Origin of the sequence: Bacillus sp. PS108 (assembly GCF_037963335.1) — a bacterium.
GTDB lineage: Bacteria > Bacillota > Bacilli > Bacillales > Bacillaceae > Bacillus > Bacillus subtilis.
Window position 1 is genome coordinate 1,779,970 of sequence record NZ_CP150155.1, and the last position, 26,457, is coordinate 1,806,426.

The following is a 26,457-nucleotide window of genomic DNA, read 5'->3' on the forward strand; positions in this document are numbered from 1 at the left end:
ACTCACATTATCGTTAAAAAATCCGTTTATTTATCACCATGTGGTTTACGGACAAAATGTCCTGCCGGGATTGGCTTATATCGATATAATCTACCAGATATTCAGAGAACACGGCTTCTCCTGCTCAGAGCTTCAGCTGCGGAATTTATCCATCTATCAGCCATTGAGGGCGGAACAGGATGCAGTAATTGTTCTGAATATCCAATGCGCGGAGAAAAAAGAAGGAAAGTGGCAAATCACAGCCAAGGGAATTGAAAAACGTGATGGGAAAGAAGTTTCAGAAGAAAAGCTCTATATGAAGGCTGACATGCACGCAGACTCCCCAGCCATATTTGAAGAAACACTGGATCTCAGTCAAATCAAAGCATCTGCACAGAACGTTGTTCAGCTTGATGATGTATATGAACAATGCAGACGTCAGGAATTGGTGCACAGCGAATATATGAAAGCAAGTGGCTGCATCTATGAAGAGGAAGATGGCGTCCTTCTTGAGCTTTCTCTCGGTTCGGAAGCCATGCTTCACGCAGAAGGCTTTATGTTTCACCCGACTCTCATAGACGGGAGCGGGGTGGGTGCCAATCATTTGCTCACATCTTTGCTTAAAGGAGAACAGAGGCTGTATTTGCCTCTGTTCTATGAATCCTTTTCCGCTTCTGCACTTTTGCAGTCGGATTGCATGACGAGAATTAAGCGCTCCTCCGTCCGGCGGGAAAAAGAGCTGATTTATGTAACACTTGAATTTTTTAATGCGTCGGGAGAAAAAGTGGCTGAGTTGAAGAACTTTACAAGCAAATTGGTGCGAGAAGCGGAGCTGATTAGCGGAAAACATCAAGGTGCACAGGAGACACAGATGACAAGAGCGGACACTGCTGAGCGTGATAAACCTGCTGACATGGTATCTTCTCCCGTTAATTCCTATAGTGAGGCTGAACAGTTCGTAAGCCAATTAATCGCAGAGAAAATCAATAAGCCGGTAGGACAAGTTGAAAAACAGTTCGGTTATTACCAAATGGGACTGAATTCATCGGGCTTGCTTGAGGTGGTAGAAACGATCAGTGATAAGATCGGTGAGAGCCTTTCGCCGACTCTTCTGTTTGAGCATACCACCATAGCGGAACTGTCAGCGTTTCTTGCCGAGGAATATGCTGAGCATTTTAGTGCCGCTGGTTCTCTTGGCCAGAATGAAAGAGCACGCGTTTCCGACAGCATAAACGACCATAAGACTGTTGAAGGCTCTCGTCCTGCACCTATTGAGGCAGCAGGCGATATTGCGATTATCGGCTTGGCGGGCAGGTATCCGAAGGCAGCCAATATTCATGAATTTTGGAACAATCTGAAAGAGGGGAAGGACTGCGTTAGCGAGATTCCTGAGTCGCGCTGGGATTGGCAGAAACTTGAAGGAATCACATCTCCTTCGGGTAAGGACATTTCCAAATGGGGAGGATTTATTGATGATCCCGACTGCTTTGATCCCCAATTTTTCAGAATCACGCCAAGAGAAGCGGAGACAATGGACCCTCAAGAGCGGCTGTTTTTAGAAACATGCTGGGAAACGATTGAGGATGCGGGCTATACGCCAAAGACGTTGACCAAGCCTAAAGGACGAAATAAAAGGCAGCATGTAGGAGTTTTTGCCGGTGTCATGCACAAGGATTATACATTAGTCGGAGCTGAAGAAGCATCAGCAGAAAATGTGTTTCCTCTTTCGCTCAACTATGCGCAAATCGCCAACCGTGTTTCTTACTTTTGTAATTTCCACGGTCCGAGTATGGCTGTCGATACGGTATGTTCATCCTCTTTGACCGCAGTGCACTTGGCGTTGGAAAGCATACGTCACGGTGAGTGCGATGTTGCGTTAGCAGGCGGAGTGAACCTGTCTTTGCACCCGAATAAATATATGACATACGGGGTCTGGGATATGTTTTCCACTGACGGACACTGCCGTACGTTTGGAAAGGATGGAGACGGTTATGTGCCTGCAGAGGGTATAGGCGCGGTTTTATTAAAGCCTTTGCGCCAGGCAGAGGAAGACGGAGATCGCATTTATGCAGTTATTAAAGGAAGTGCTGTGAATCATGTGGGCACTGTAAGCGGCATTTCAGTGCCGAGCCCTGTTTCCCAAGCTGATCTGATTGAGACATGCTTGGAGAAAACGGGAATCGATCCGCGGACGATCAGTTATGTGGAAGCCCATGGAACCGGCACGTCCTTAGGAGATCCGATCGAAATACAGGGATTAGTGAAAGCGTTCCGCCAATATACGCAGGATCGGCAGTTCTGTTCAATCGGTTCTGTAAAGTCAAACATTGGGCACGCCGAATCCGCCGCGGGGATCAGCGGTTTAAGCAAGGTTGCTCTTCAGCTTCACCATCAAAAACTTGTGCCTTCTTTGCATTCGGAAGAACTGAATCCGTACGTTGATTTTGAAAAGTCTCCATTTTATGTACAGCATGAAACAGAAACGTGGAAGCAGCCTGTTATCAAGGAGAATGGGGAAGACGTCCCTTATCCGCGACGGGCGGGGATCAGTTCTTTTGGCGCAACAGGTTCAAACGCACATATTATCCTTGAGGAACATATTCCTCAAGCAGCGGAGCAGGACGTTTCTTTGTCCTCAGATTCTGACATATCCGCAGTTATTCCGCTTTCTGCCCGTAATCAAGAACGTCTCCGTGTATATGCAAAACGTCTCTTGGATTTTCTTCATGATGGGATTCAGATTAGAGATTTGGCGTATACATTGCAGGTAGGCCGTGAACCGATGGAAGAACGGGTTACTTTCTTAGCATCCGGAATTCAAGAATTAAGCGACCAATTGAAGGCTTTTATAGAAGGACGAAAAACCATTCAGCATTGCTGGAAGGGCCGCGTGTCAAGAGGAAGCGAACCATCGCGTCCCGCCGAATCGGTACATAAATTGCTGGAGCAAAGAAAACTCGATCAAATTGCGGAGCAGTGGGCGAACGGATCTGGGGTTGACTGGAAGCTGCTTTACGACGGAAACAAACCAAAGCGGATCAGCCTGCCGACTTACCCATTTGAGAGGGTGCGTTATTGGGTGCCGAAAGCGGAGAAAAAGACTGATCGTTTAAAGGAGGAGCGACACATCCTGCATCCTCTTCTGCATCAAAATGTGTCCGACATATCGGGTGTCCGCTTCCGTTCAGCGTTTACAGGACGTGAATTTTTCTTGAAGGATCATGTCATAAAGGGCGAACACGTTTTACCTGGCGCAGCTTTATTGGAGATGGTTCGGGCAGCTGTGGAAAGGGCAGCTGCGGATCAGTTCCCGACAGGATTCCGGCTCCGGAATATCGTCTGGGTCCGGCCGTTCGCCGTCACAGAACAGCAGAAAGATATAGATGTACGTCTATATCCTGAGGAGAATGGTGAGATTACATTTGAAATCTGCCGGGACCCTGAAAGCGCAGAGGAGTCGCCGATTGTATATGGGCAAGGGAGTGCAGTGCTTTGTGAGGCTGGTGAAAATCCGGTTATCAACATTGAAGAACTGAAGGCAAGCTATAATGGCCGGACGCTGTCACCTTTTGATTGCTACGAGGCTTATACAGAAATGGGTATTCATTATGGTGACAGCCACAGAGCGATCGACAGCCTATATGCCGGCGAAAACGGAGTTCTAGTGAAATTGACGATGCCTCCTGTAATCTCTAATACAGAAGACCATTATATTCTGCATCCGAGCATGATAGATTCGGCATTTCAAGCATCTATCGGTTTGAGGCTGGGAGGAGCTGCGAGTTTAGAAGACAGAAAGGCAATGCTGCCTTTTGCCATACAGGATGTCCAAATCTTCAAAGGCTGCGAGGCATCTATGTGGGCGCGGATCACATATAGCGAGGGCAGTACAGCTGGGGATCGTATGCAGAAGCTTGATATCGATTTATGCAATGAAGAGGGGCAGGTTTGCGTGCGATTGACGGGCTATTCTGCAAGAGTGTTAGAAACAGATCAAGAAGGTCCTTCTGAAGCGACTGACACGCTACTGTTCGAACATATTTGGGAAGAACGTGCTGCAGAGAGGCAAGAGCTCATAGAGTACGACACACATAAAGTCGTTGTCTGTGATGTTGGAGAACAAATGGAAAGCCTCCAAAATCATCTTGACTGTACAGTTCTGCAGCATGATACAGAGACAATTGATGAACGGTTTGAAGGTTATGCCATACAGTTATTTGAAGAAATCAAACAGCTAATGCACTCAAAAACAGGAGGACATACATTCATTCAAGTGGCGGTGCCTGCGTTGGACGAGCCTCAGCTATTAAGCGGCTTAACTGGATTGCTCAAAACGGCTGAACTGGAAAATCCAAAACTGACAGGACAGTTGATCGAAATAGAAACCGGGATGTCAGCTGGTGACCTATTCGAAATATTGGAGGAAAACAGACGCTATCCGCGTGACACGCATATCCGCCACTGGCAAGGGAAGCGATTTGTAAGCAAGTGGAAAGAAGTGTCTGGTGAGCACCTAAGTGCTGACATGCCATGGAAGGATAAAGGCGTGTATCTGATCACAGGCGGTGCGGGCGGTCTTGGATTCATCTTTGCAACTGAAATTGCAAACCAAACGAATGATGCGGTTGTGATCCTGACAGGACGCTCTCCGCTTGATGAAAGGAAGAAGAAGAAGCTTAAAGCCTTACAGAAACTTGGCATCCAAGCGATTTACAGACAAGCTGATCTGGCTGACAAACAAACGGTTGATGCCTTATTAAAAGAAACCCAAAACGTTTATGGAGACTTAGATGGCATCATTCACAGCGCCGGTTTAATAAAAGATAATTTCATTATAAAGAAAAAGAAAGAAGAGGTTCAAACCGTTCTTGCTCCAAAGGTAGCAGGACTGATTCACCTTGACGAAGCAACGAAAGATATTCCGCTCGATTTCTTTATCCTTTTTTCCTCAGGTGCCGGAGCAGTAGGAAGCGCGGGACAGGCTGATTACGCAATGGCCAATGCATTTATGAATGCATTCAGCGAATATCGCAATGGCCAAGCAGAGCTGCACAAGCGTTACGGAAAAACTCTTTCAGTGTGCTGGCCGCTGTGGAAAGACGGGGGCATGCAAATTGATGCGGAAACTGCAAGGATGCTGAAAAGAGAAACAGGCATGGTGGCCATGGAAACAGATCGTGGGATTCAGGCGCTATATCATGGCTGGACGTCAGGGAACCCGCAAGTGTTAGTTGCTTCCGGTGTTACTGATCGGATTCGTGCATTTTTACATGAAACGGGACATGGCAAAGGCCAATCTCACAATATCAAAAAAAGCAGTCTCAATCAGGAGGCAGAAAAAGCAGACATCATCGGGGAAATTGATGAAGAGATACTAAGAGAAAAAGCGGAGAACTATTTTAAACAGGTGCTTTCTTCGGTGATTAAGCTGCCAGCTGGCCAGATTGATGCTGAAGCTCCTCTCGAGGATTACGGGATCGATTCTATCATGATCATGCATGTAACGGGTCAATTAGAAAAAGTATTCGGATCTTTGTCCAAGACGCTGTTCTTTGAATACCAGGATATTCGGTCATTAACCCGGTATTTTATTGATTCCCGCAGAGAAAAACTGCTGGACATCTTGGGATTTGAAACGGGAAAACCTTCTGTTGAAAGAAAATCAGAACCTGAAAAACAAGAAATCCCAGTTATCCCAAGAAAGTCTGGATTTCTTCCTTTGCAAGATAAAGAGCAGAAGCAGGTAAGAGAGAAGGAAACGGAAGAAATTGCGATCATCGGTATCTCAGGTCGCTATCCGCAGGCAGACAACATTGATGAATTATGGGAAAACCTGAGGGACGGGCGAGACTGTATTACGGAAATTCCTGCAGACCGCTGGGATCACAGTCTTTATTATGACGAAGATAAAGACAAGCCTGGAAAAACCTACAGCAAGTGGGGCGGCTTCATGAAGGATGTAGACAAGTTTGACCCGCAGTTTTTCCATATTTCGCCGCGTGAGGCAAAATTAATGGACCCGCAAGAGCGTTTATTTTTGCAGTGCGTGTATGAAACGATGGAAGACGCAGGCTATACAAGAGAGCACCTCGGCCGTAAGCGTGATGCTGAGCTTGGCGGAAGCGTCGGTGTTTACGTCGGTGTCATGTACGAAGAATATCAGCTGTACGGGGCACAAGAGCAGGTGCGGGGAAGGTCTCTGGCTTTAACGGGAAATCCATCATCCATCGCGAACCGGGTATCTTATTATTTTGATTTTCACGGACCGAGTATTGCTTTAGACACCATGTGTTCTTCTTCTTTAACGGCTATCCACTTGGCCTGCCAAAGCCTGCAGCGCGGAGAATGTGAGGCGGCATTCGCGGGCGGCGTGAATGTGTCAATCCATCCAAATAAATATTTGATGCTCGGGCAGAACAAATTTATGTCCAGCAAAGGCCGATGTGAAAGCTTCGGACAGGGCGGAGACGGCTATGTGCCGGGGGAAGGCGTTGGAGCAGTGCTTTTGAAGCCATTGTCTAAAGCAGTTGAAGATGGTGATCACATTTATGGAATCATTAAGGGGACAGCCATCAACCACGGGGGAAAAACAAACGGGTACTCAGTGCCCAATCCGAATGCCCAAGCAGATGTCATCAAAAAGGCGTTTGTGGAAGCGAAGGTTGATCCGCGGACAGTCAGTTACATCGAAGCCCACGGCACGGGAACCTCTCTCGGTGATCCTATTGAAATCACAGGGCTGTCCAAAGTGTTTACGCAAGAAACCGATGACAAACAATTTTGTGCAATAGGGTCAGCCAAATCAAATATCGGGCACTGTGAGAGTGCGGCAGGTATTGCAGGAGTAACGAAGGTATTGCTCCAAATGAAATACAGGCAGCTTGCGCCTTCCCTGCATTCAAACGTGCTGAACCCGAATATTGATTTCCTTAACTCGCCGTTTAAAGTACAGCAAGAGCTAGAAGAGTGGAAGAGGCCGATCATCAGTGTCAATGGCAAAGACATCGAATTACCGAGAATCGCAGGAGTCTCTTCATTTGGTGCCGGGGGTGTGAACGCCCATATTTTAATAGAAGAGTATGCTCCGGAACCTGTGGAGGAACGTTTACCAGCGAGGAAACAGCCGGCTGTCATTGTGCTCTCAGCAAAAAATGAGGAAAGACTTCAGAAACGCGCGGAGCGATTGCTGCATGCCATTCGTGAACAAACATATGTGGAAGCAGATTTACACCGAATTGCCTATACGCTTCAAGTCGGACGGGAAGCGATGAACGAACGGCTGGCGTTCGTTGCGGAATCGATGCGGGAGCTTGAAGAAAAGCTGAATGAATGTATCTCTGGAACAGAAAATCGTGAATATGTCTATCGCGGACAAGTAAAGCGCAACAAAGAAGCCATTGCTGCTTTTGCTGCTGATGAGGATATGTCAAAAACAATTGAGGCATGGCTGCAAAAAGGAAAATATGCGAAGGTTTTAGACCTGTGGGTAAGAGGTTTGCGAATCGACTGGAGCACGCTATATCAGGATCAAAAACCGCGGCGCATCAGTTTACCTGCCTATCCTTTCGCAAGAGATCGCTATTGGATAGACGTACATGCAATGGCTGAGGAAAAAAGAACGGAGGAGCCATTCGCTCCAGTACAGCCCGTCATTCCGAAGCCGTCTGTAGCCAGAGAAGCCAGCGGCAAGCCTGCCAATATTACGTTACAGCCTTTAATGACCAATCAGGATCGTTTGGAGCGGACAGCATCTCTGGTTCCATCAGATACAGAAATAGAGACGATCACGGCGGAGACCTTGTGCGATGAACTAACAGCGGGCTTAGCGGAAGTGCTGTACATGGACCAAAACGAGATTGATCCAGACGAAGCATTCATAGATATCGGTATGGACTCGATTACCGGGCTCGAATGGATAAAAGCAATAAATAAACAGTATGGCACATCACTAAATGTCACAAAGGTATATGATTATCCGACAACACGTGATTTCGCTGTTTACTTAGCACACGAGTTAAGCACACAAGCTGGGGAGAAAAAACAAACGGAGACGTACACGCCGATCAGACAAAAAACAGCGGTACCTGCTGCTAAACCGGCTAATATATCTCTGCAGCCGTTAGAACATCATCAGCCAGTGCAAGAGGAAGCTGAAGAAACGATTCAATATGCAGCGGCAGAAATATCTGCATCAAGACAATATACTGTAGCAATTGAAACGCTGCATGAAAACTTGAGGGAAAGCATAGCAGACGTGTTATACATGGAGCCATACGAGGTGGATATTGACGAAGCGTTCATAGATATCGGAATGGACTCGATTACCGGACTCGAATGGATAAAAGCGGTGAACAAGCAATACGGAACGTCTTTTACGGTAACCAGAGTATATGATTATCCAACGATACGTGATTTTGCCGAAATGCTAAAGTCCGAGCTTGGAACTCATCTTGATAGAAAGATAGAGCATACTGACTCTTTCGAAGCAGCCCAGCAAAAGCCAGCAGCATCATCTCATCCAAAGCCGGCAGAACGGCCACTACAGCCTGTTCAACATCCAATAAAGAAAGAACATGAGAAGAAAACGGTTCCTGTTCTTCAAGACCGCCCGGAGGATGCGATAGCGATTGTCGGGATGTCGGGAAGATACCCGGGCGCTCGTAATGTAAGAGAGTACTGGGATAACCTGGTTCATGCGAGAAATGCCATTCGGGACATTCCAACATCACGGTGGGATGTTGACAAATACTATGATCCTGTCCTCAACAAAAAAGGGAAAGTCTATTGCAAATCAATGGGGATGCTTGATGATATTGAACATTTTGATCCGTTGTTTTTTAATATTCCGCCGTCAGAAGCTGAACTGATGGACCCGCAGCATCGAATCTTTTTGCAGGAAGGCTATAAAGCCTTTGAGGACGCTGGGTACAACGCCCGAACTTTAAATGAGAAAAAATGCGGTGTATATCTCGGCATTATGAGCAATGAATACGGGGTCATGCTGAATCGGCAGTCAAGAGCAAATGCCACCGGAAACAGCTTTGCGATCGCAGCGGCGCGTATTCCGTATTTTCTAAATTTAAAAGGGCCAGCGATTCCTATTGATACCGCATGTTCATCTTCATTGGTCGGCACTCATTTAGCGCGCCAGGCACTTATAAACAAAGAAATTGATATGGCGCTGGTCGGCGGGGTCAGCTTATACCTGACGCCGGAATCTTACATGAGTATGTGTGAGGCCGGCATGCTTTCACCTGATGGACAATGTAAAGCATTTGACAATGGCGCGAATGGTTTTGTGCCCGGCGAGGGTGCGGGTGCGCTGGTATTGAAAAGGCTGAAAGATGCGGAAGCGGACCGTGACCATATTTATGGCATCATCATTGGCTCGGGTATTAATCAGGACGGGAAAACAAACGGAATCACGGCACCGAGTGCGAAAAGCCAAATGGATCTGGAAAGAGACATATATGAAACATACGGCATACATCCTGAGAGTATCAGTTATGTCGAGATGCACGGCACAGGAACAAAACAAGGCGATCCAATTGAATTAGAAGCTCTGTCCACCGTATTTCAAGAAAAAACAGACAAAAAGCAGTTTTGCGCAATCGGTTCCGTCAAAAGCAATATTGGCCATACATCCGCGGCGGCAGGAGTAGCCGGGGTTCAAAAAGTGTTATTGTGCATGAATCATAAAACACTTGTGCCGACATTGAACTTCACGACACCGAATGAGCATTTTGAATTTGAGCATTCTCCTTTATACGTAAATACGGAGCTTAAGCCTTGGGAAACGGCTGATGGAAAACCGCGGAGAGCATGTGTGAGCTCCTTCGGATATAGCGGAACGAATGCCCATATTGTGATAGAGGAATATCAGCCTGAAAAGAGGAACGATCGATTAACAAAGCAGCACCGCTCAGCATTATTTGTACTCTCAGCGAAAAAAGAGAAGCAATTGAAGGCCTATGCGGAAGCAATGAAAGATTTCGTAACTTCCAATGAAGATATCGATCTGGAGGATATGGCATACACACTTCAGACGGGCCGGGAAGCAATGGATTATCGCATGGCGTTTTTGGCGGATTCGAGAGAAATGCTGATCAAAGCTTTAGATGATTATTTGGCTGAAATGCCGAACGGCAGCATATTTGCTGCTCACGTGAAAACGAAGAAGAGCGAAATCAAGCTGTTTGAAACGGATCATGATGCCAAAGCATTGCTGCAAACATGGATAGAGAAAAAAAGGCTGGAGAAAGTAGCAGAGCTATGGGTGAAAGGGCTGCAGATAGATTGGAACAAGCTTTATGGGGAATACACGCCTCGCCGAATCAGCCTGCCTGCTTATCCGTTCGCGGAAGAGTATTACTGGCTGCCAACTCAAGAAGGCGAACCCGAAACCATTGCTACAGCAATGCCTCAATTCGAACTGATGCCAAAGCGCTGCTTTCTGCGTAAACAGTGGCAGCCTTGTCCGATTGAACCGGCAGAAATGACGAATCAAACCGTCGCCATTTTGGCAAATGAGGAGACAATGGCATTAGCGGAAGAGCTTTCGGCGTATTTCTCGACATACCGTATATTTGACAGCCAAGAGCTGGATCGGGTATCTGCTGCTGACTATGAACACGTTGCTGGAGCAATCGATCTGATCGGGTGCGGAACGAGCCATGAGCATTCTATGGGCTGGATAAACTGGCTCCAAAAGCTGATCGAGCAAGGACGTGCAAGCAAGCATCATTTGACGGTCTTGGGTGTAACAAAGGGGCTGGAGGCCTACGCAAATGAGGGTGTTCTTTTGTCTGGTGCTTCACGGGCCGGTTTATACCGCATGCTTCAAAGTGAGTACAGCCATCTTACTTCAAGACATGCAGATATGGAATGCGAAGCCTCTCATGAGGAGCTGGCCAGACTGATTGCAGTTGAATATTATGCCAAGAGCACAGAATCAGAAGTCTGTTATCGAAACGGACAGCGATATCGCGCATATTTGACAGAGCAGCCAGCAGAAGCCGCTCTAAGTCATAAGCAAGTATCGTTTTCAACAGACAAAGTCCTGCTTATTACAGGCGGGACAAGAGGTCTCGGCTTGCTGTGTGCGCGGCATTTTGTGAAAACATACGGCGTTAAGCGGCTGGTCCTTATCGGCCGTGAAGAGCTTCCGCCGCGTGACCAGTGGAATTCGGTAAAAATTTCCTCGCTTGCCGAGAAAATAAAAGCCGTTCAAGAGCTAGAAGACATGGGTGCGCAAGTTCAGGTGCTGTCTCTGGATCTCACAGACAGGGTTGCTGTCGAACAGAGCCTGAAGACAATACACGAAACAATGGGGGCGATTGGCGGAGTCATCCATTGTGCCGGGATGGTGAACAAACAAAACCCGGCTTTTATCAGAAAATCACTAGAAGAGATCGGACAGGTGCTTGAACCGAAAGTCGAAGGTCTGCAAACGTTGTTTGACCTGCTTCAAGATGAACCATTGGCGTTTTTCACCTTGTTTTCATCAGTATCAGCGGCCATCCCTGCACTAGCAGCAGGACAAGCTGATTACGCGATGGCAAATGCTTTTATGGATTATTTTGCGGAGGCTCATCAAGATAAATGTCCCATTGTAAGCATTCAGTGGCCTAACTGGAAGGAGACCGGTTTAGGCGAGGTTCGAAGCAAAGCTTTAGAACAAACTGGATTGATCAGTTTGACAAACGACGAGGGATTACAGCTGCTTGACCAGATTCTATCAGACAGACAGTATGCTGTCGTGCTGCCGGCAGTACCAGATACAAACGTTTGGAAGCCGGATAAGCTGATGCAGCCGTCATTGCCTGTCGAAGCTCTCTCGCATCCTGAGACGAAAGAGCAAACCAGCACTCGCAACCTGTTCCCTGAAACAGTCGACTGGCTCGTAACTCTTTTTTCAGATGAACTGAAAATAGCTGCAGAAGACTTTGAAACGGATGAACCTTTCCAAGAATACGGAATCGACTCGATTATATTGGCCCAGCTGGTACAGCAGATGAACCAACAATTAAATGGAGATATTGATCCGTCAATCTTGTTTGAATACCCGACAATAGAATCCTTTGCACACTGGCTCATTTCGAAATATGACATATCAGCTGTTTTACAGCCATCTGTTCCTGAGAAACAGACACCTCTCAAGCCGCAATCAGCAATGAAACAGAAGCTGGTGCCAGAACAGCGGCCGCAACAGATAAGCCATGAAAAAACGGCACTTCTTGCTGAGGACATCGCTATCATCGGTCTTAGTTGCAGGTTCCCGGGAGCAGAAACCCTAGAGGAATACTGGGATTTAATACGTGATGGACGGTCTGCGATTGCGCCTGTTCCGCCTGAACGATTCGGGAACTCCAGCTCGAATTACGCGGGCCTCATTGATGAAATGAACCGATTTGATCATGATTTCTTCATGATGTCCGAAAGCGATGTCAGAGCGATGGACCCTCAAGCTTTGGCTGTATTGGAGGAAAGCCTGAAGCTATGGTATCACGCGGGTTATACAGAGAAAGAAGTGAAAGGCATGAGGGCTGGTGTTTATATAGGAGGCCGCAGCCAGCACAAGCCTGATCCGGCCAGTCTTTCAAAAGCAAAAAATCCGATAGTCGCTGGTGGACAAAACTATTTAGCGGCTAACATCTCACAATTTTTTGACTTGAAGGGACCGAGTATTGTCCTCGATACCGCTTGTTCCTCTGCACTGGTGGGGCTGAATATGGCCATTCAGGCTCTGCGAAGCGGAGATATTGAGGCAGCGGTTGTAGGCGGCGTCAGTTTGCTTGATGCTGATGCGCATCGAATGTTTCATGAGCGCGGACTTTTATGTGACAAACCGTCATTCCATATTTTTGATAAGCGGGCAGACGGTGTCATTTTAGGAGAAGGCGTGGGCATGGTTCTCGTCAAAACCGTCAGCCAAGCGGTTGAAGACGGAGATTCCATATATGCAGTCATTAAAGCCGCTGCGATTAATAATGACGGAAGAACGGCAGGCCCATCATCTCCGAATCTCGAGGCACAAAAGGACGTCATGCTGTCAGCGCTTGAAAAAAGCGGCAAAAAGACTGAAGAGATCAGCTATCTCGAAGCGAACGGATCGGGGTCGGCAGTAACAGATTTACTTGAATTAAAGGCAATCCAGTCCATTTACCGTTCTGAATCAAAGGCTCCGTTAGGGCTGGGATCGGTGAAACCTAACATCGGCCATCCATTATGTGCAGAGGGGATTGCGAGCCTGATTAAAGTAGCTTTAATGCTGAAGCATAGACAATTGGTTCCGTTCCTGTCAGGTAATGAAAATATGCCGTATTTTGATATAGAAAAAACAGATTTGTATTTCAGCAGATCGCAAGCCGAGTGGAAGGAGACAACGCCGGCTGCGGCAATTAATTGTTTTGCAGATGGCGGAACGAACGCCCATCTCATTATAGAAGCCTGGAATGAATCGGTTGCTCGTCCAATTAGAAGAAAACCTCTGCCTTTGCCGGAATTAAATAGGCAGCCCGTTTTAATCAAACCATCAGCTCAAAACGTGCAGGAAAAAGTGCATTCAGACACAGGGGCTTCTAAAGATATGTTTTGGAAAACTTTCAAATAAGAGAGGAGTGGGAAAATGATAACTGAACAACTGCACATTTCATTAAATAATCCAATCATGTCCAACCACAAGGTATATGGACAAGCGTTATTACCCGGCCTTGCTTATATAGATTTAATCTACCAAGTATTCCAGGAACATGGTTATGCATACCAAGAGCTTGAATTAAAAAACCTGACCATTTTTTACCCTTTGATCGCAGATGAGTCATATGACATTGCCCTGACCATTCACGTGTCTGAAAGAAAGGAAGGGACATGGTCCATCATCATCGACGGACAAAAACAGCATGGAGAATCACTATCTGACAAGAGACAATATGTGACTGCTGACATGCATCGTAAAGAGCAAACCGCTTTTGCCGAATCAATAGACCTTAATCAGTGGAAAAATACAGCTGACAGGATTCTGAATTTAGATGAAATCTATGAACAATGCCGATCTCAAGAGTTAGTGCATACCGGCATGATGAAGGCGGAAGGACAGATTTATGAAGCCAAAGAGGGGGCTTTAATTGATTTAGCAGTCGGACAGGAAGCGTTGCGTCATTCTGATGCTTTTCTGTTTCATCCGACGCTTATTGACGGCAGCGGCATAGGTTCAAGCTGCCTGATCTCAGATCAAACGATGTACCTGCCATTGTATTATGAATCGTTTTCTGCTTCAGAACGATTGCAAAAAGGATGTACAGCACGGATCCTCTCCTCATCTGTGCGCCAAAAGAAAGAACTCACTTATATGACGATTGAATATTTTAATTCATCAGGACAAAAAGTGGCCGAGCTGAAACAATTTGCAGGCAAGTCTGTACGGAATATGTCAGCCTTTCATTCTCCAAAAGAAATTCAAGAAAAAAGAGCTGCTGTCTCTCAGAACATCAGTCGGGACTATCCCGCATTTGAAATGTATTTGCGTCAGCTGCTTGCTAAGCAGCTTGAAAGGCCGGCAGAACAAATGGATATCCACGCTGGGTACTATGAGCTAGGCTTGGATTCTCCGTCATTGCTTACCGTGGTTCAGGAAATTGGAGATAAGGTTGGAGCGGATCTTGCTCCGACACTGCTGTTTGAATTTACAACAATTGCAGAACTAGCTGCTCATCTTGCTGATCAATATTCAATTGGAGAGGCGGACGATGCTGTCCGCCAATCTCCTTCACCAATGAAGGATTCTCCTGATGGTGTTACCTCTTCACCAGAGATCGGTGAGGACATTGCCATTATCGGAATGGCGGGACGCTATCCTAAGGCAAAAAACATACAGGAATTTTGGGAACATCTTAAAGCGGGTACCGACTGCATCACAGAGATTCCAAACTCACGCTGGGAATGGAAAGAAAACAATGGACTGGATTCACCTGCAGGCAAGCCACTCTCGAAATGGGGCGGGTTTATCGAGGAGGCTGATTGCTTTGATCCTCAATTTTTCAGAATCTCTCCGCGTGAAGCGGAAATGATGGACCCTCAGGAACGGTTATTTTTAGAGACATGCTGGGAAGCTATTGAAGATGCGGGTTATACACCAGAGACAATTGCTGCACCGCAGGGAGAAAATAAAAGACAGCATGTCGGTGTGTTTGCCGGCGTAATGCATAAGGACTATTCCCTTATAGGGGCTGAAGCTCTATCAGAACACAATCCATTTCCTTTATCGCTGAATTATGCGCAAATCGCCAACAGGGTCTCTTACTATTGTAATTTCCACGGCCCAAGCATGGCGGTGGACACGGTCTGCTCTTCCTCATTAACTGCGGTTCATCTGGCAATAGAGAGCATCCGGAATGGAGAATGCGAGGCCGCGCTTGCCGGAGGCGTCAATTTGTCACTGCATCCGGCTAAATATATCAGCTATGGCAGTGTAGGGATGCACTCAAGTGACGGCTATTGCCATACTTTCGGCAAAGGCGGGGATGGCTACGTATCTGGAGAAGGTGTCGGCACAGTATTGCTAAAACCGCTGCGAAAAGCTGAACAGGACGGTGACCGAATCTATGCTGTCATCAAAGGCAGTGCGATAAATCATGTAGGAAAAGTAAGCGGAATTACAGTACCGAGCCCGGTAGCTCAAGCTGATGTAATCGAAGCATGTCTAGAAAAAACAGGAATTGATCCGCGCACCATCAGCTATGTTGAAGCCCATGGCACTGGCACCTCATTGGGAGATCCGATTGAAGTACAGGGGTTAGTAAAAGCTTTCAGCCGCAATACGCAGGACAAGCAATTCTGTTCAATCGGTTCTGTGAAATCAAATATTGGCCATGCTGAAGCTGCAGCGGGCATTAGCGGCTTAACGAAGACTGTCCTGCAGCTGCATCATAAAACCTTGGTGCCGTCATTACATTCAGAAGAGCTGAATCCTTATTTGAAGCTTGATCAAACCCCATTTTTTGTCCAGCATGAAACAAAGGAATGGGAGCAGCCATCTTTTACAGAAAACGGGGTGGACGTCACATATCCCCGCCGTGCCGGTTTAAGTTCGTTTGGCGCTTCAGGATCAAATGCGCATCTTATTTTGGAAGAATATATTCCAGCAGAGAGCCATTCAGAGACGATTTTAACGAAAAATGAAGAAATAGTGATACCTTTGTCTGCGAGAAACAAAGATCGTCTGCAGGCTTACGCTCTTAAACTTCTTGATTTTCTTAGCGAGGACGTCAATCTTTTAGCGTTAGCTTATACCATGCAGGCAGGACGGGTTGAAATGGAGGAGCGTGCGGCCTTCATTGTAAAAGACATAAAAGATTTAACGGCTAAACTTCGGGCGTTTGCCAATGGAGAAGAAGAGATCGAGGGCTGCTGGACCGGACAAGCCAAGGAGAATCAGGAGGCGGCTGGGCTAGCATCGGTAAATGCGCTGAATAACAATTTGACAACAGACAGTGAAATGATGGAAATGGCGAAAGCATGGGTTCAAGGACAGCGGGTCACCTGGGACGACCTATACGGCGATCGCAAGCCGCTTAAAATCAGTGTTCCGACCTATCCGTTTGCAAGGGAGCGCTACTGGATCCCGGTTCCTGAAATGAAAACCAGCACTGTGAATCATATCTTACATCCGCTGGTGCACCGCAATACATCAGACTTTACTGAGCAGCGCTTTAGCTCTGTATTTACAGGCACGGAATTTTTTCTTTCTGATCATGTTGTACAGGGACAGAAGATTTTGCCGGGCGTTGCCTATTTAGAAATGGCAAGGGAAGCAGCGGAAAAAGCTGCAGGCGATCTGGACGGCGAACAAAGAGTGGTGTCGCTTAAAGACATTGTGTGGGTGCGTCCTATCACGATTGAAAGTGAACCAAAAGAAATACATATTGGCCTTTTTCCTGAGGATAACGGGGACATCTCCTTTGACATTTATAGCAGCTCTGAACATAAAGAAGAAGCCCTGACGATACACTGCCAAGGCCGCGCTGTCATTTCAGATGAAGCGAACACTTCCATTTTAAACCTTTCATCAATACAGACAGAATGCAGTTTGGACACAGTGACGTCAGAACAATGCTATGCAGCGTTTCGAAAGATTGGGCTTGACTATGGAGAGGGCTATCAAGGGATTGAAAAAGTCTATGTCGGCAAAGATCAATTGCTTGCAAAAATCTCGTTACCCGCTTTTCTAAAAAACGACAAGCAGCATTTTGCGCTCCACCCGAGTTTGATGGATTCCGCGTTCCATGCCACAGTCGGTTTTATCGTTAGCTCAGTCAATGCCGCTGGACAAGCTCAGACGCTGTCTCTTCCATTTGCGTTGCAGGAGGTTGATATTTTCAGCCCATGTCCAGAGAAGATATGGTCTTATATTCGATATAGTTCAGACAGTAAAGCGGAGGACAAAGTCAGAAAGTATGATATTGATTTATGTGATGAGAACGGACACGTTTGTGTGCGAATGAAGGGTGCCTCGATGCGGGCACTTGATGGAGAGCAGCATTCAATGCCGCAACTATTAACTGATTCTCAGATGACCGGGCATACGATGATGATCCCTGTCTGGGAACCAGTCTCTCTAGAAGCGGAGGATAATGCTTCGTTTGCTGGTAAAAGAGCTGTTTTATGCGGAGCTGCTGAAGCTGATCGGACTTTCATAAAGCATCATTATCCGCAAGTTTCCTTTATCGATATCCGCCCTGCAGATGACATTGAGGCAATAGCGGACAAACTGCAAGCGTACGGAAGCATTGACCATGTCTTGTGGATTGCCCCGTCAGACCTTGAGAATAGTGATAGACAAGGAGAAGCTGTTCTTCACTTATTTAAGTTCGTGAAAGCTTGCCTGCAATTAGGCTATGGCGAGAAACAACTTGAATGGTCTCTTGTGACCGTCCAAGCGCAGCCGGTTACGCAACATGAGGCAGTACAACCCGCTCATGCAAGCATTCATGGACTTGCCGGCACAATGGCAAAGGAATATCCACACTGGAAAATCCGTCTTCTCGATCTTGAAAAAGGCTGTACATGGCCGGTAAATCACATGTTTGCGCTCCCAGCTGACCGCCTTGGCCATGCTTGGGCCTATCGTAATCAGCAATGGCATCAGCAGCAATTGATCCCATATCGGCACTCACTGTCAGGCGACACGCTCTATCGGAAAGGCGGAGTCTATGTGGTCATCGGAGGAGCCGGGTATATCGGAGAGGCGTGGAGTGAGTACATGATCCGCCGCTACCAGGCGCAAATCGTTTGGATTGGGCGAAGTCAACTTAATGCTGCCATCCAGTCAAAAATAGACCGACTTTCGGCGCTTGGCCCTGAGCCTTTCTACATTGCAGCCGATGCAGCCGATAAGCATTCATTGCAGCAGGCTTATGATCAAGTGAAAATGCGCCATCCTCATATTCACGGGATTGTTCACTCTGCGATGGTTTTATTTGAGCAAAGCCTGGAAAAAATGAAGCCGGAAGAATTCACCGCTGGACTGGCGGCGAAGATCGATGTCAGTATTCGGATGGCCCAAGTGTTCCGCCAGGAGAATGTAGATTTTGTTTTATTCTTCTCTTCGCTTGTAGCCCATATCAAAAATGTGAAGCAAAGCCATTATGCCTCTGGCTGTACATATGCAGATGCTTTTGCTCACCGGCTTTCTCAGAGCTGGGCATGCCCTGTAAAAGTCATGAACTGGGGATATTGGGGGAATAGTGAAGCGGCTGAGGATGAACATTATGTACAGCTCATGAATCAAATCGGCTTAGGTTTAATTGAGCCTGAGGAGGCTATGAAGGCGCTGGAAGCCCTGCTTTCTGGGCCAGTCAGCCAAACAGCTTTCATTCATACGACAAAGCCTGTAGCAGTCGAAGGCGTGAATCAGAATGAATTCATCACTCTTTATCCAGAGCAACCTTCAGCAGATGCAGAGAGCCTGATGGAGCGTCTGCCGACTACGGCACGATTTCAAAGAGTGACACATGAAGAGCTTGATGATCTTCTTTACAGGCTGTTGTTAGGACAGCTGCAAACGGCCGGGCTGTTTGATGGTTATACATTATCGGTTGAACGTCTTCAACAATATAAGACTCGTGAATTTTATGGAAAATGGATTCGGCAAAGCAGCGAATTTCTCTTGCAGCATGGCTATCTTAAGAAAGTTGGAGATTCATTGGTGAGGAAGGACCAAGCAGAGGATATCGAGCTGCTTTGGCAAGAATGGAACGCGAAAAAAGAAAAGTGGCTTAAAGACAGCGAGACAAAGGCGATGGTTGTATTAGCAGAGGCCATGCTGAAAGCATTACCGGATATTTTGACAGGGAAAGTCCCTGCAACAGATATCATGTTCCCGCATTCCTCGATGGAACTGGTGGAAGGCATTTATAAGCATAACCAAGTGGCAGATTATTTTAATAAAGTGCTTGCCGATACATTATTAGCTTATCTGGATGAACGTCTGAAGCACGACCCTGAGGCATCGATTCGCATTATGGAAATAGGCGCAGGCACAGGCGGCACGAGTGCCGGAATCTTTGAAAAACTGAAACCATATCAAAAGCACATCAATGAATATTGCTATACAGATCTGTCTAAAGCATTTTTGCTGCATGCACAAAAGGAATATGGGGCGGAAAATCCGTACCTGACATATCAGCTTTTTGATGTGGAAAAACCGATTGACCAGCAGGAATTTGAAGCGGGAGGCTATGATGTCGTCATTGCCGCTAATGTCCTTCACGCAACAAAAAATATCCGTCAAACACTGCGGCATACAAAAGCGGTAATGAAAAACAACGGAATGCTGCTGCTGAATGAAATGGCGGGAAACAGCCTGTTCCCTCACATCACCTTTGGTCTTTTGGAAGGCTGGTGGCTGTATGAAGATCCTGCAGTGCGGATTCCCGGCTGTCCCGGCTTACATCCTGACAGCTGGAAAGCGGCACTTGAAAGCGAAGGCTTTGAATCTGTCTTTTTCCCGGCCGAGGCGGCACATGATCTGAGTCACCAAATCGTCGCAGCCTCAAGCAACGGGCTGGTTCGACGTATGATGAAAAATGTGATCTTGCCGGAGAAGGTTGTTTCACAAGCGTCTAATCAGGAGCCAGCCTACATTCATACCATAGATTCAGAGGAAGCTGGACAATCGAAACATGCTCTCCTAAGAGAAAAAAGCACAGAATATATGAAAAAACTAATCGGGGAAACGTTGAAAATTCCTGCAGGAAAGATTGAGTCATCTGAACCGCTTGAAAAGTACGGTATTGATTCTATCGTTGTTGTCCAGCTGACGAATACATTGCGTAAAGAATTTGACCATGTAAGCAGCACTTTATTTTTCGAGTACCAGACCATTGACGCATTAGTGGAGCATTTCATCAAAACAAAAACAGAAGCTCTGATGAAATTAACAGGTCTTGACCGTCAAGTTCAACAACATACACCGGTCGAAAGCAGAACCCAATCTTCACAGAAACCTGATCAGGCCGCTAAAAGAACACGGCGCTTTCGCAAGCTTGGCTTCAGCGGGGAGAAAGAAACACCGACAAACACTCTTGCAAGCCGTGACGTTGCCGTTATCGGCATTTCTGGACGCTATCCTCAGGCGGAAACAGCAGAAGACTTTTGGAACAACCTAAAAGAAGGAAGAAATTGTATTGAGGAAATTCCGAAAGATCGCTGGGATTGGAAAGCTTATTACGATAAAGAAAAAGGAAAAGAAGGATCAATTTATACGAAATGGGGCGGATTTATCAAGGATATGGACAAGTTTGACCCATTATTCTTTCAGATTTCTCCGCTTGAGGCAGAAAGAATGGACCCTCAGGAGCGATTATTTCTGCAAACCGCTTATGCAAGTATTGAAGATGCGGGATACACGCCTGACTCGCTCTGTTCAAGCAGAAAAATCGGCGTCTTTGCCGGAGTCATGAACAAAAATTATTCGACCGGCTACGGCTATTGGTCTATCGCCAACAGAATATCCTATTTACTGAATTTCCAAGGCCCGAGTCTTGCAGTCGATACAGCCTGCTCATCCTCCCTGACAGCGATTCATTTAGCGCTGGAAAGCATCTATAGCGGATCGAGTGATTGTGCCATTGCCGGCGGTGTCAATTTAGTTGTCGACCCGGTTCACTATCAGAATTTATCTGTCATGAATATGCTCTCTGCTAGTGATACATGTAAATCATTCGGCGATGATGCAGATGGATTTGTCGACGGTGAAGGCGTAGGCGCCATTGTGTTAAAGCCGCTGCAGCAAGCAATAGCGGACGGTGACCATATTTACGGTGTGATAAAGGCAAGTGCCATTAATAGCGGAGGAAAAACAAATGGATACACGGTTCCAAATCCTCATGCACAGGCACAGGTAATTAAAGAAGCAATGGAGCGCGCCGACATTCCTGCCCGAACCATCAGTTATTTAGAGGCGCATGGAACAGGCACTGCATTAGGAGATCCGATTGAGATAGCGGGGTTAACAAAAGCATTTGAGAAAGATACGCAGGAGAAACAGTTTTGTGCGATCGGCTCCAGCAAATCAAATATCGGTCATTGTGAAAGTGCAGCCGGAATTGCAGGGCTGACAAAAATACTTTTTCAGTTTAAATATGGCCAAATTGCGCCATCATTGCATGCTCAGCGGTTGAATCCGAACATCGAGTTCAGCCATACGCCATTTGTCGTTCAGCAGCAACTTGGTGAATGGAAACGCCCGGTGATTGGCGGGCAAGAGGTGCCTAGGCGCGCTGGCTTGAGCAGTTTTGGCGCCGGAGGGTCCAATGCCCATATCATCCTGGAAGAATATATTCCAAGAACGGGGGCGCAAACGCCGAAAGACCATCCTCCAGCGCTGATTGTGCTGTCGGCCAAAAACATGGAACGCTTGCAAGAAAAAGCGGAACAGCTGCTTACAGCCATCAAACAAAAAAGGTACCGCGAAACAGACCTGATCAGGATCGCCTATACCTTGCAAACGGGCCGTGAAGCAATGGAGGAACGGCTGGCCTTTATAGCGGAATCACTAGAGGATCTTGAGAGAAAGCTGAACGATTTTATCGAAAACAAAGCAGACAGCCTGTATCTGGATCGCATCGATGATAACAAAAAAGCGTTAGCAGTCTTATCAGCGGATGAGGATACGGAAAAAATCATAGAAGCATGGATGAGCAAAGGGAAATATACGAAACTGCTGGATCTTTGGGTGAAAGGCTTGTCTTTCGACTGGGGCATGCTGTACGGCACCCAAACGCCTGTCCGGATCAGTCTTCCGGCATATCCATTTGCGAAAGAGCGTTACTGGGCACCAGGCGCGGCAAAGGTCCCGGCGTCTATAGAACAGGATCATGATCAGCAAACAGAAGAACCTTTCAAGGTTATGACTTTTCAAGAAGTGTGGATAGAAGAGGCGGCGACTCTCACATCGAAACGTATCAAAACGCTCATCTGTTTTCTGACTGAAAGAGAAAAGCAAAACGCATTTGCTTCAGCCCTGAAAAACGTTGATCAAGACACCAAGGTCATTTTTATATCACAGGGCGAAGTGTACAGCAAACAGTCTGAATATAGCTACCAGATTGTGCGGCAAGAACCCGTTACTTTTGAAAAGGCCTTCCAGAGCATTAAAGAAGAACTTGGAGAGCCAGATGCAATCCTCTATATGTGGCCTATGGAAGACAAGTGCTGTATAAAGGACCATTCCTGTATTGTTTACCTATTACAAGGTATGTCCGCAGCAAAGCTTCATCCTTCACGGCTGCTGCTGGCAGGGGGTTTTGAAGATGGTCTTGACAGAAGCTATCTGGAATCATGGATTGGCTTCGAACGTTCACTCGGGCTTGTCCTTCCGCACACAAAAGTGACTGGAATCTTTCAGCCGGCGGAACAAGGATCGATGGATGATTGGACACGTAATATATGGGCAGAATTACAGGCTTCAGCTGAACAAACGGTTTTGTATCAGAATGCGAAACGATATGTAAATCACATTGAACAGACAACGATACAACCGGACGACAGCAAATTGAAGTCTGGCGGTACTTACCTGATTACAGGCGGTGTAGGAGGGCTTGGTTATTTATTTGCCAAGCATTTGGCCAAAAACTATGCCGCAAACCTGATTTTGACAGGGCGGTCGCCTTTTAATGATGAGAAGCAAAAGCAAATAAAAGAATTAAATGATCTAGGCGGCGAAGCGATGTATGCAGAAGCCGATGTGTCTGATCCTATCGCAATGGGAGACTGCGTAAAAAGAGGGAAAGACCGATTCGGTGCCATCAACGGTGTCATTCATGCAGCCGGAATCGAAAGCGACTCTGCTATTTTTGACAAAAAGATCGAAAGCTTCCAGCGCATCATTGAACCGAAAATCAACGGCACGATAGCGCTTGATGAATGGCTTAAAAATGAAGTCCTTGATTTTATGTGTTATTTTTCTTCTTCTTCTGCGGTTTTAGGGGATTTTGGATGTTGTGATTATGCGATTGGCAACAGGTTTCAGATGGCTTACGCACAATACAGAAATGAGCTGCATAACGGTAAAACGTTTGTCATCAACTGGCCTGTATGGAAGGATGGCGGAATGAAGATCGGTGATGAAGAAACAACGGATATGTACCTGAAATCAAGCGGCCAACGCTTCCTAGAAGCCGAGGAAGGCATCCGTATGTTTGAGCACATCCTAGCTCAGCAGGATGCTCAGCATCTCGTGATAGCCGGTCAGCCCAGCCGTGTCAGCAGATTTTTAGGAATGACTGAACCAGCTATTCCAGAACCGGCCACTCAATCCCCTCTAGCGCAAGAAAACAAGGATGAGGTAAAAACACTAAGCATTGAAAAGCGTTTAGAACACGACTTGAAAGAGCATATTCACACATTGCTTAAGATTTCAAAGGACAAGCTGAATTTGAACAAAAATTGGGCCGACTTCGGATTTGATTCAATCTATTTGGCTAAATTTTCGAATGTGTTATCAAAGCATTTCAACATCGAAGTGACACCGGCTTTATTTTTCGGCTATTCGACTTTACAAGAATTGATCGGCTTTTTCTTAACCGATCATAAAGAGCTGATTGAAGCATTTTACCGGGATGATGCATCAGAGGCGCAAAAGCCCCCTGAAGCTTATGCAGCAATTCCTGTAGCTTTAGAACCAGAAGCCAGTAAAAAAAGCATTCGGCAGGTTCACGATGAGCCTATTGCCATTATCGGCATGAGCGGCAGGTTCCCTCAAGCTGATTCGGTCCATGAGCTGTGGGATAATCTGAAAAACGGTAAATCGTGTATCTCTGACATTCCGGGCGAACGCCGGGACTGGGGGAGAGCTAACAGAGATCCAGAAAAAGCAGTGCCAAGGTGGGGGGCATTTTTGAAGGACATAGACCGGTTTGATCCGCTGTTTTTTCAAATATCGCCTAAAGAAGCCGAAAGCATGGATCCGCGCCAGCGCATTTTTCTAGAGGAAGCATGGCACACGTTTGAAGACGCCGGCTATATGGGAGATCGGATAAAAGGAAAATCCTGCGGTGTTTATGTAGGTGTGGAAGAAGGGGAATATGCGCATCTAACCGGAGATACGGATTACATTAACGGAACACAAAACGCCACATTGTCTGCGAGAATCGCATACGCATTGGATTTAAAAGGGCCTAATATGGCTTTGACAGCAGCATGTTCATCTGGACTGGTGGCGATTCACCAGGCATGTTCAGCTCTGCGTCAGGGGGATTGTGAAATGGCTTTAGCCGGCGGCGTCAGCTTGAATATTTCTCACATGTCTTTTGAGGCGCTGACAAGGGCCGAAATGCTGTCTCCGAACGGACAATGCAAAGTGTTTGACCAGGATGCCAATGGCCTTGTGCCAGGTGAAGCGGTGGCTGCTGTTCTCTTGAAACCATTATCAAAGGCAATTGAAGATAAAGATCATATTTATGGCTGCATCAAGGCCAGCGGCGTGAATTACGATGGCAAAACCAACGGCATTACTGCGCCAAATCCTTTTAGCCAGGCAGAATTGATCGAAAACATTTATGAAAAAAATGAAATCAATCCGCTCGATATTCAATATGTGATGGCGCACAGTACCGGCTCGAATCTTGGTGATCCGCTTGAGGTCCAAGCGTTAACGAGCGTGTTCAGCAAATATACGAAGCAGAAGCAATTCTGTATGATCAGCTCAATTAAACCTTTAATCGGACACACATTTGCAGCGTCAGGAACGGTTGCTTTAATCAGTATGCTGATGGCTATGAAAAACCAGATCATTCCGGCCACTCATCACTGTGAATCGGAAAACCCGTATATTCCGTTTAAAGAAAGCCCATTTGTGCTTTGCAAAGAAAACCGTTCGTGGATCAGGAAAAATCAGAAGCCGAGGATGGGAACGATCAGCACGACTGGAATCAGCGGCACCAATGCACATGCAGTCATTGAAGAATACATTCCGGATGATCAGCCGTCCACACAGCGGCATCAAGGGTCACCGCAGATCATTGTGCTTTCAGCCCAAAATGACGATCGGCTTCAGGATGCTGCCTGCCGCATGATTGCGTATCTGGAGCAGAATCATAACCTTTCTTTACCTGATGTGGCATATACGCTTCAGGTTGGGAGAAAAGCCATGGAAGCAAGGCTCGCGCTCGTTGCAAACAATCAGAAGCAATTGGTGCGAAAATTGAAGGAATATGTGGAAGCAATGAAGAATGGTGGGGTATCAGGCCAACAGAGATCCCTTTATACAGGATATACAGAAGGGATTTTAGAAGAACAAGATGAAGCAGTTCTGCAAGCTCTCGCAAAAGAAAGAAATTTGGAAAACATCGCGGAATGCTGGGTGAAAGGATATCAGATTCCTTGGGAACTCCTTCATGATGGCGATCACGTTCGGATGGTTTCTTTACCTGGTTATCCATTTGCAAGGGAACGGTATTGGATTTCGTCAGGCACTCAGCAATCAGAGGCCGTTAAACAGCATTCACAAGATATGAAAACAGAGATTGACGAGCCGAATGGCAAAACCCATATTCAAAAGATCATTGTTCAATTTTTAGCACGAGAATTGGGCATATCTGAGGATCGAATCAATTTCAAAAGAAACTTTCTGGATTATGGGATGGATTCAATTCTTGGCCGAAAATTGATGCGGCATATCGAAAAAACCACGCAGTTGAAGATGGCCGGCCGGGAAATCCTTGAATGTCAGACAGTCCAAGCTCTATCTGACCATTTGGCCTTAAAAGCGGAAAAACAAAATCATAGCGCAGCAGCACATCACATAAAGGGCACGTATACAGACGAGCAAATCATCGGATTGATGCAAGAGGTGGCGCTAGGGAAATTGGATTTTAAGAGTGTGCAAAACATCATAGAAGGGAGTAAATCGTATGAATCATAAAGAAATTCTCGATGCCTTCAGATCAGGAGAATTAACCATTTCTGAGGTGGAAGAAC

2 protein-coding genes (1 of these 2 only partly in view) are annotated in these 26,457 nt (G+C 46.5%); both read left to right on the forward strand.

What is annotated here, in order from left to right; all coding sequences use genetic code 11:
- On the forward strand, positions 1–13,591 hold the 3' portion of the coding sequence (gene pksL / locus NSQ16_RS09190) for a polyketide synthase PksL (protein ID WP_339232697.1). It extends 38 nt beyond the left edge of the window; only the last 13,591 of its 13,629 coding nucleotides appear in the window; the start codon falls outside the window, past its left edge; its stop codon occupies positions 13,589–13,591.
- A 15-nt stretch (positions 13,592–13,606) separates the two neighbouring features.
- A complete protein-coding gene (gene pksM, locus NSQ16_RS09195; RefSeq protein ID WP_230488491.1) occupies positions 13,607–26,401 on the forward strand; it encodes a polyketide synthase PksM in 12,795 nt (4,264 codons plus the stop codon).
- Positions 26,402–26,457: the final 56 nt, after the last annotated feature.

Bases quoted from the DNA above. Each gene is read 5' to 3' on its own strand.
- pksM (WP_230488491.1), top strand. From the start codon at position 13,607: ATGATAACTGAACAACTGCACATTTCATTAAATAATCCAATCATGTCC.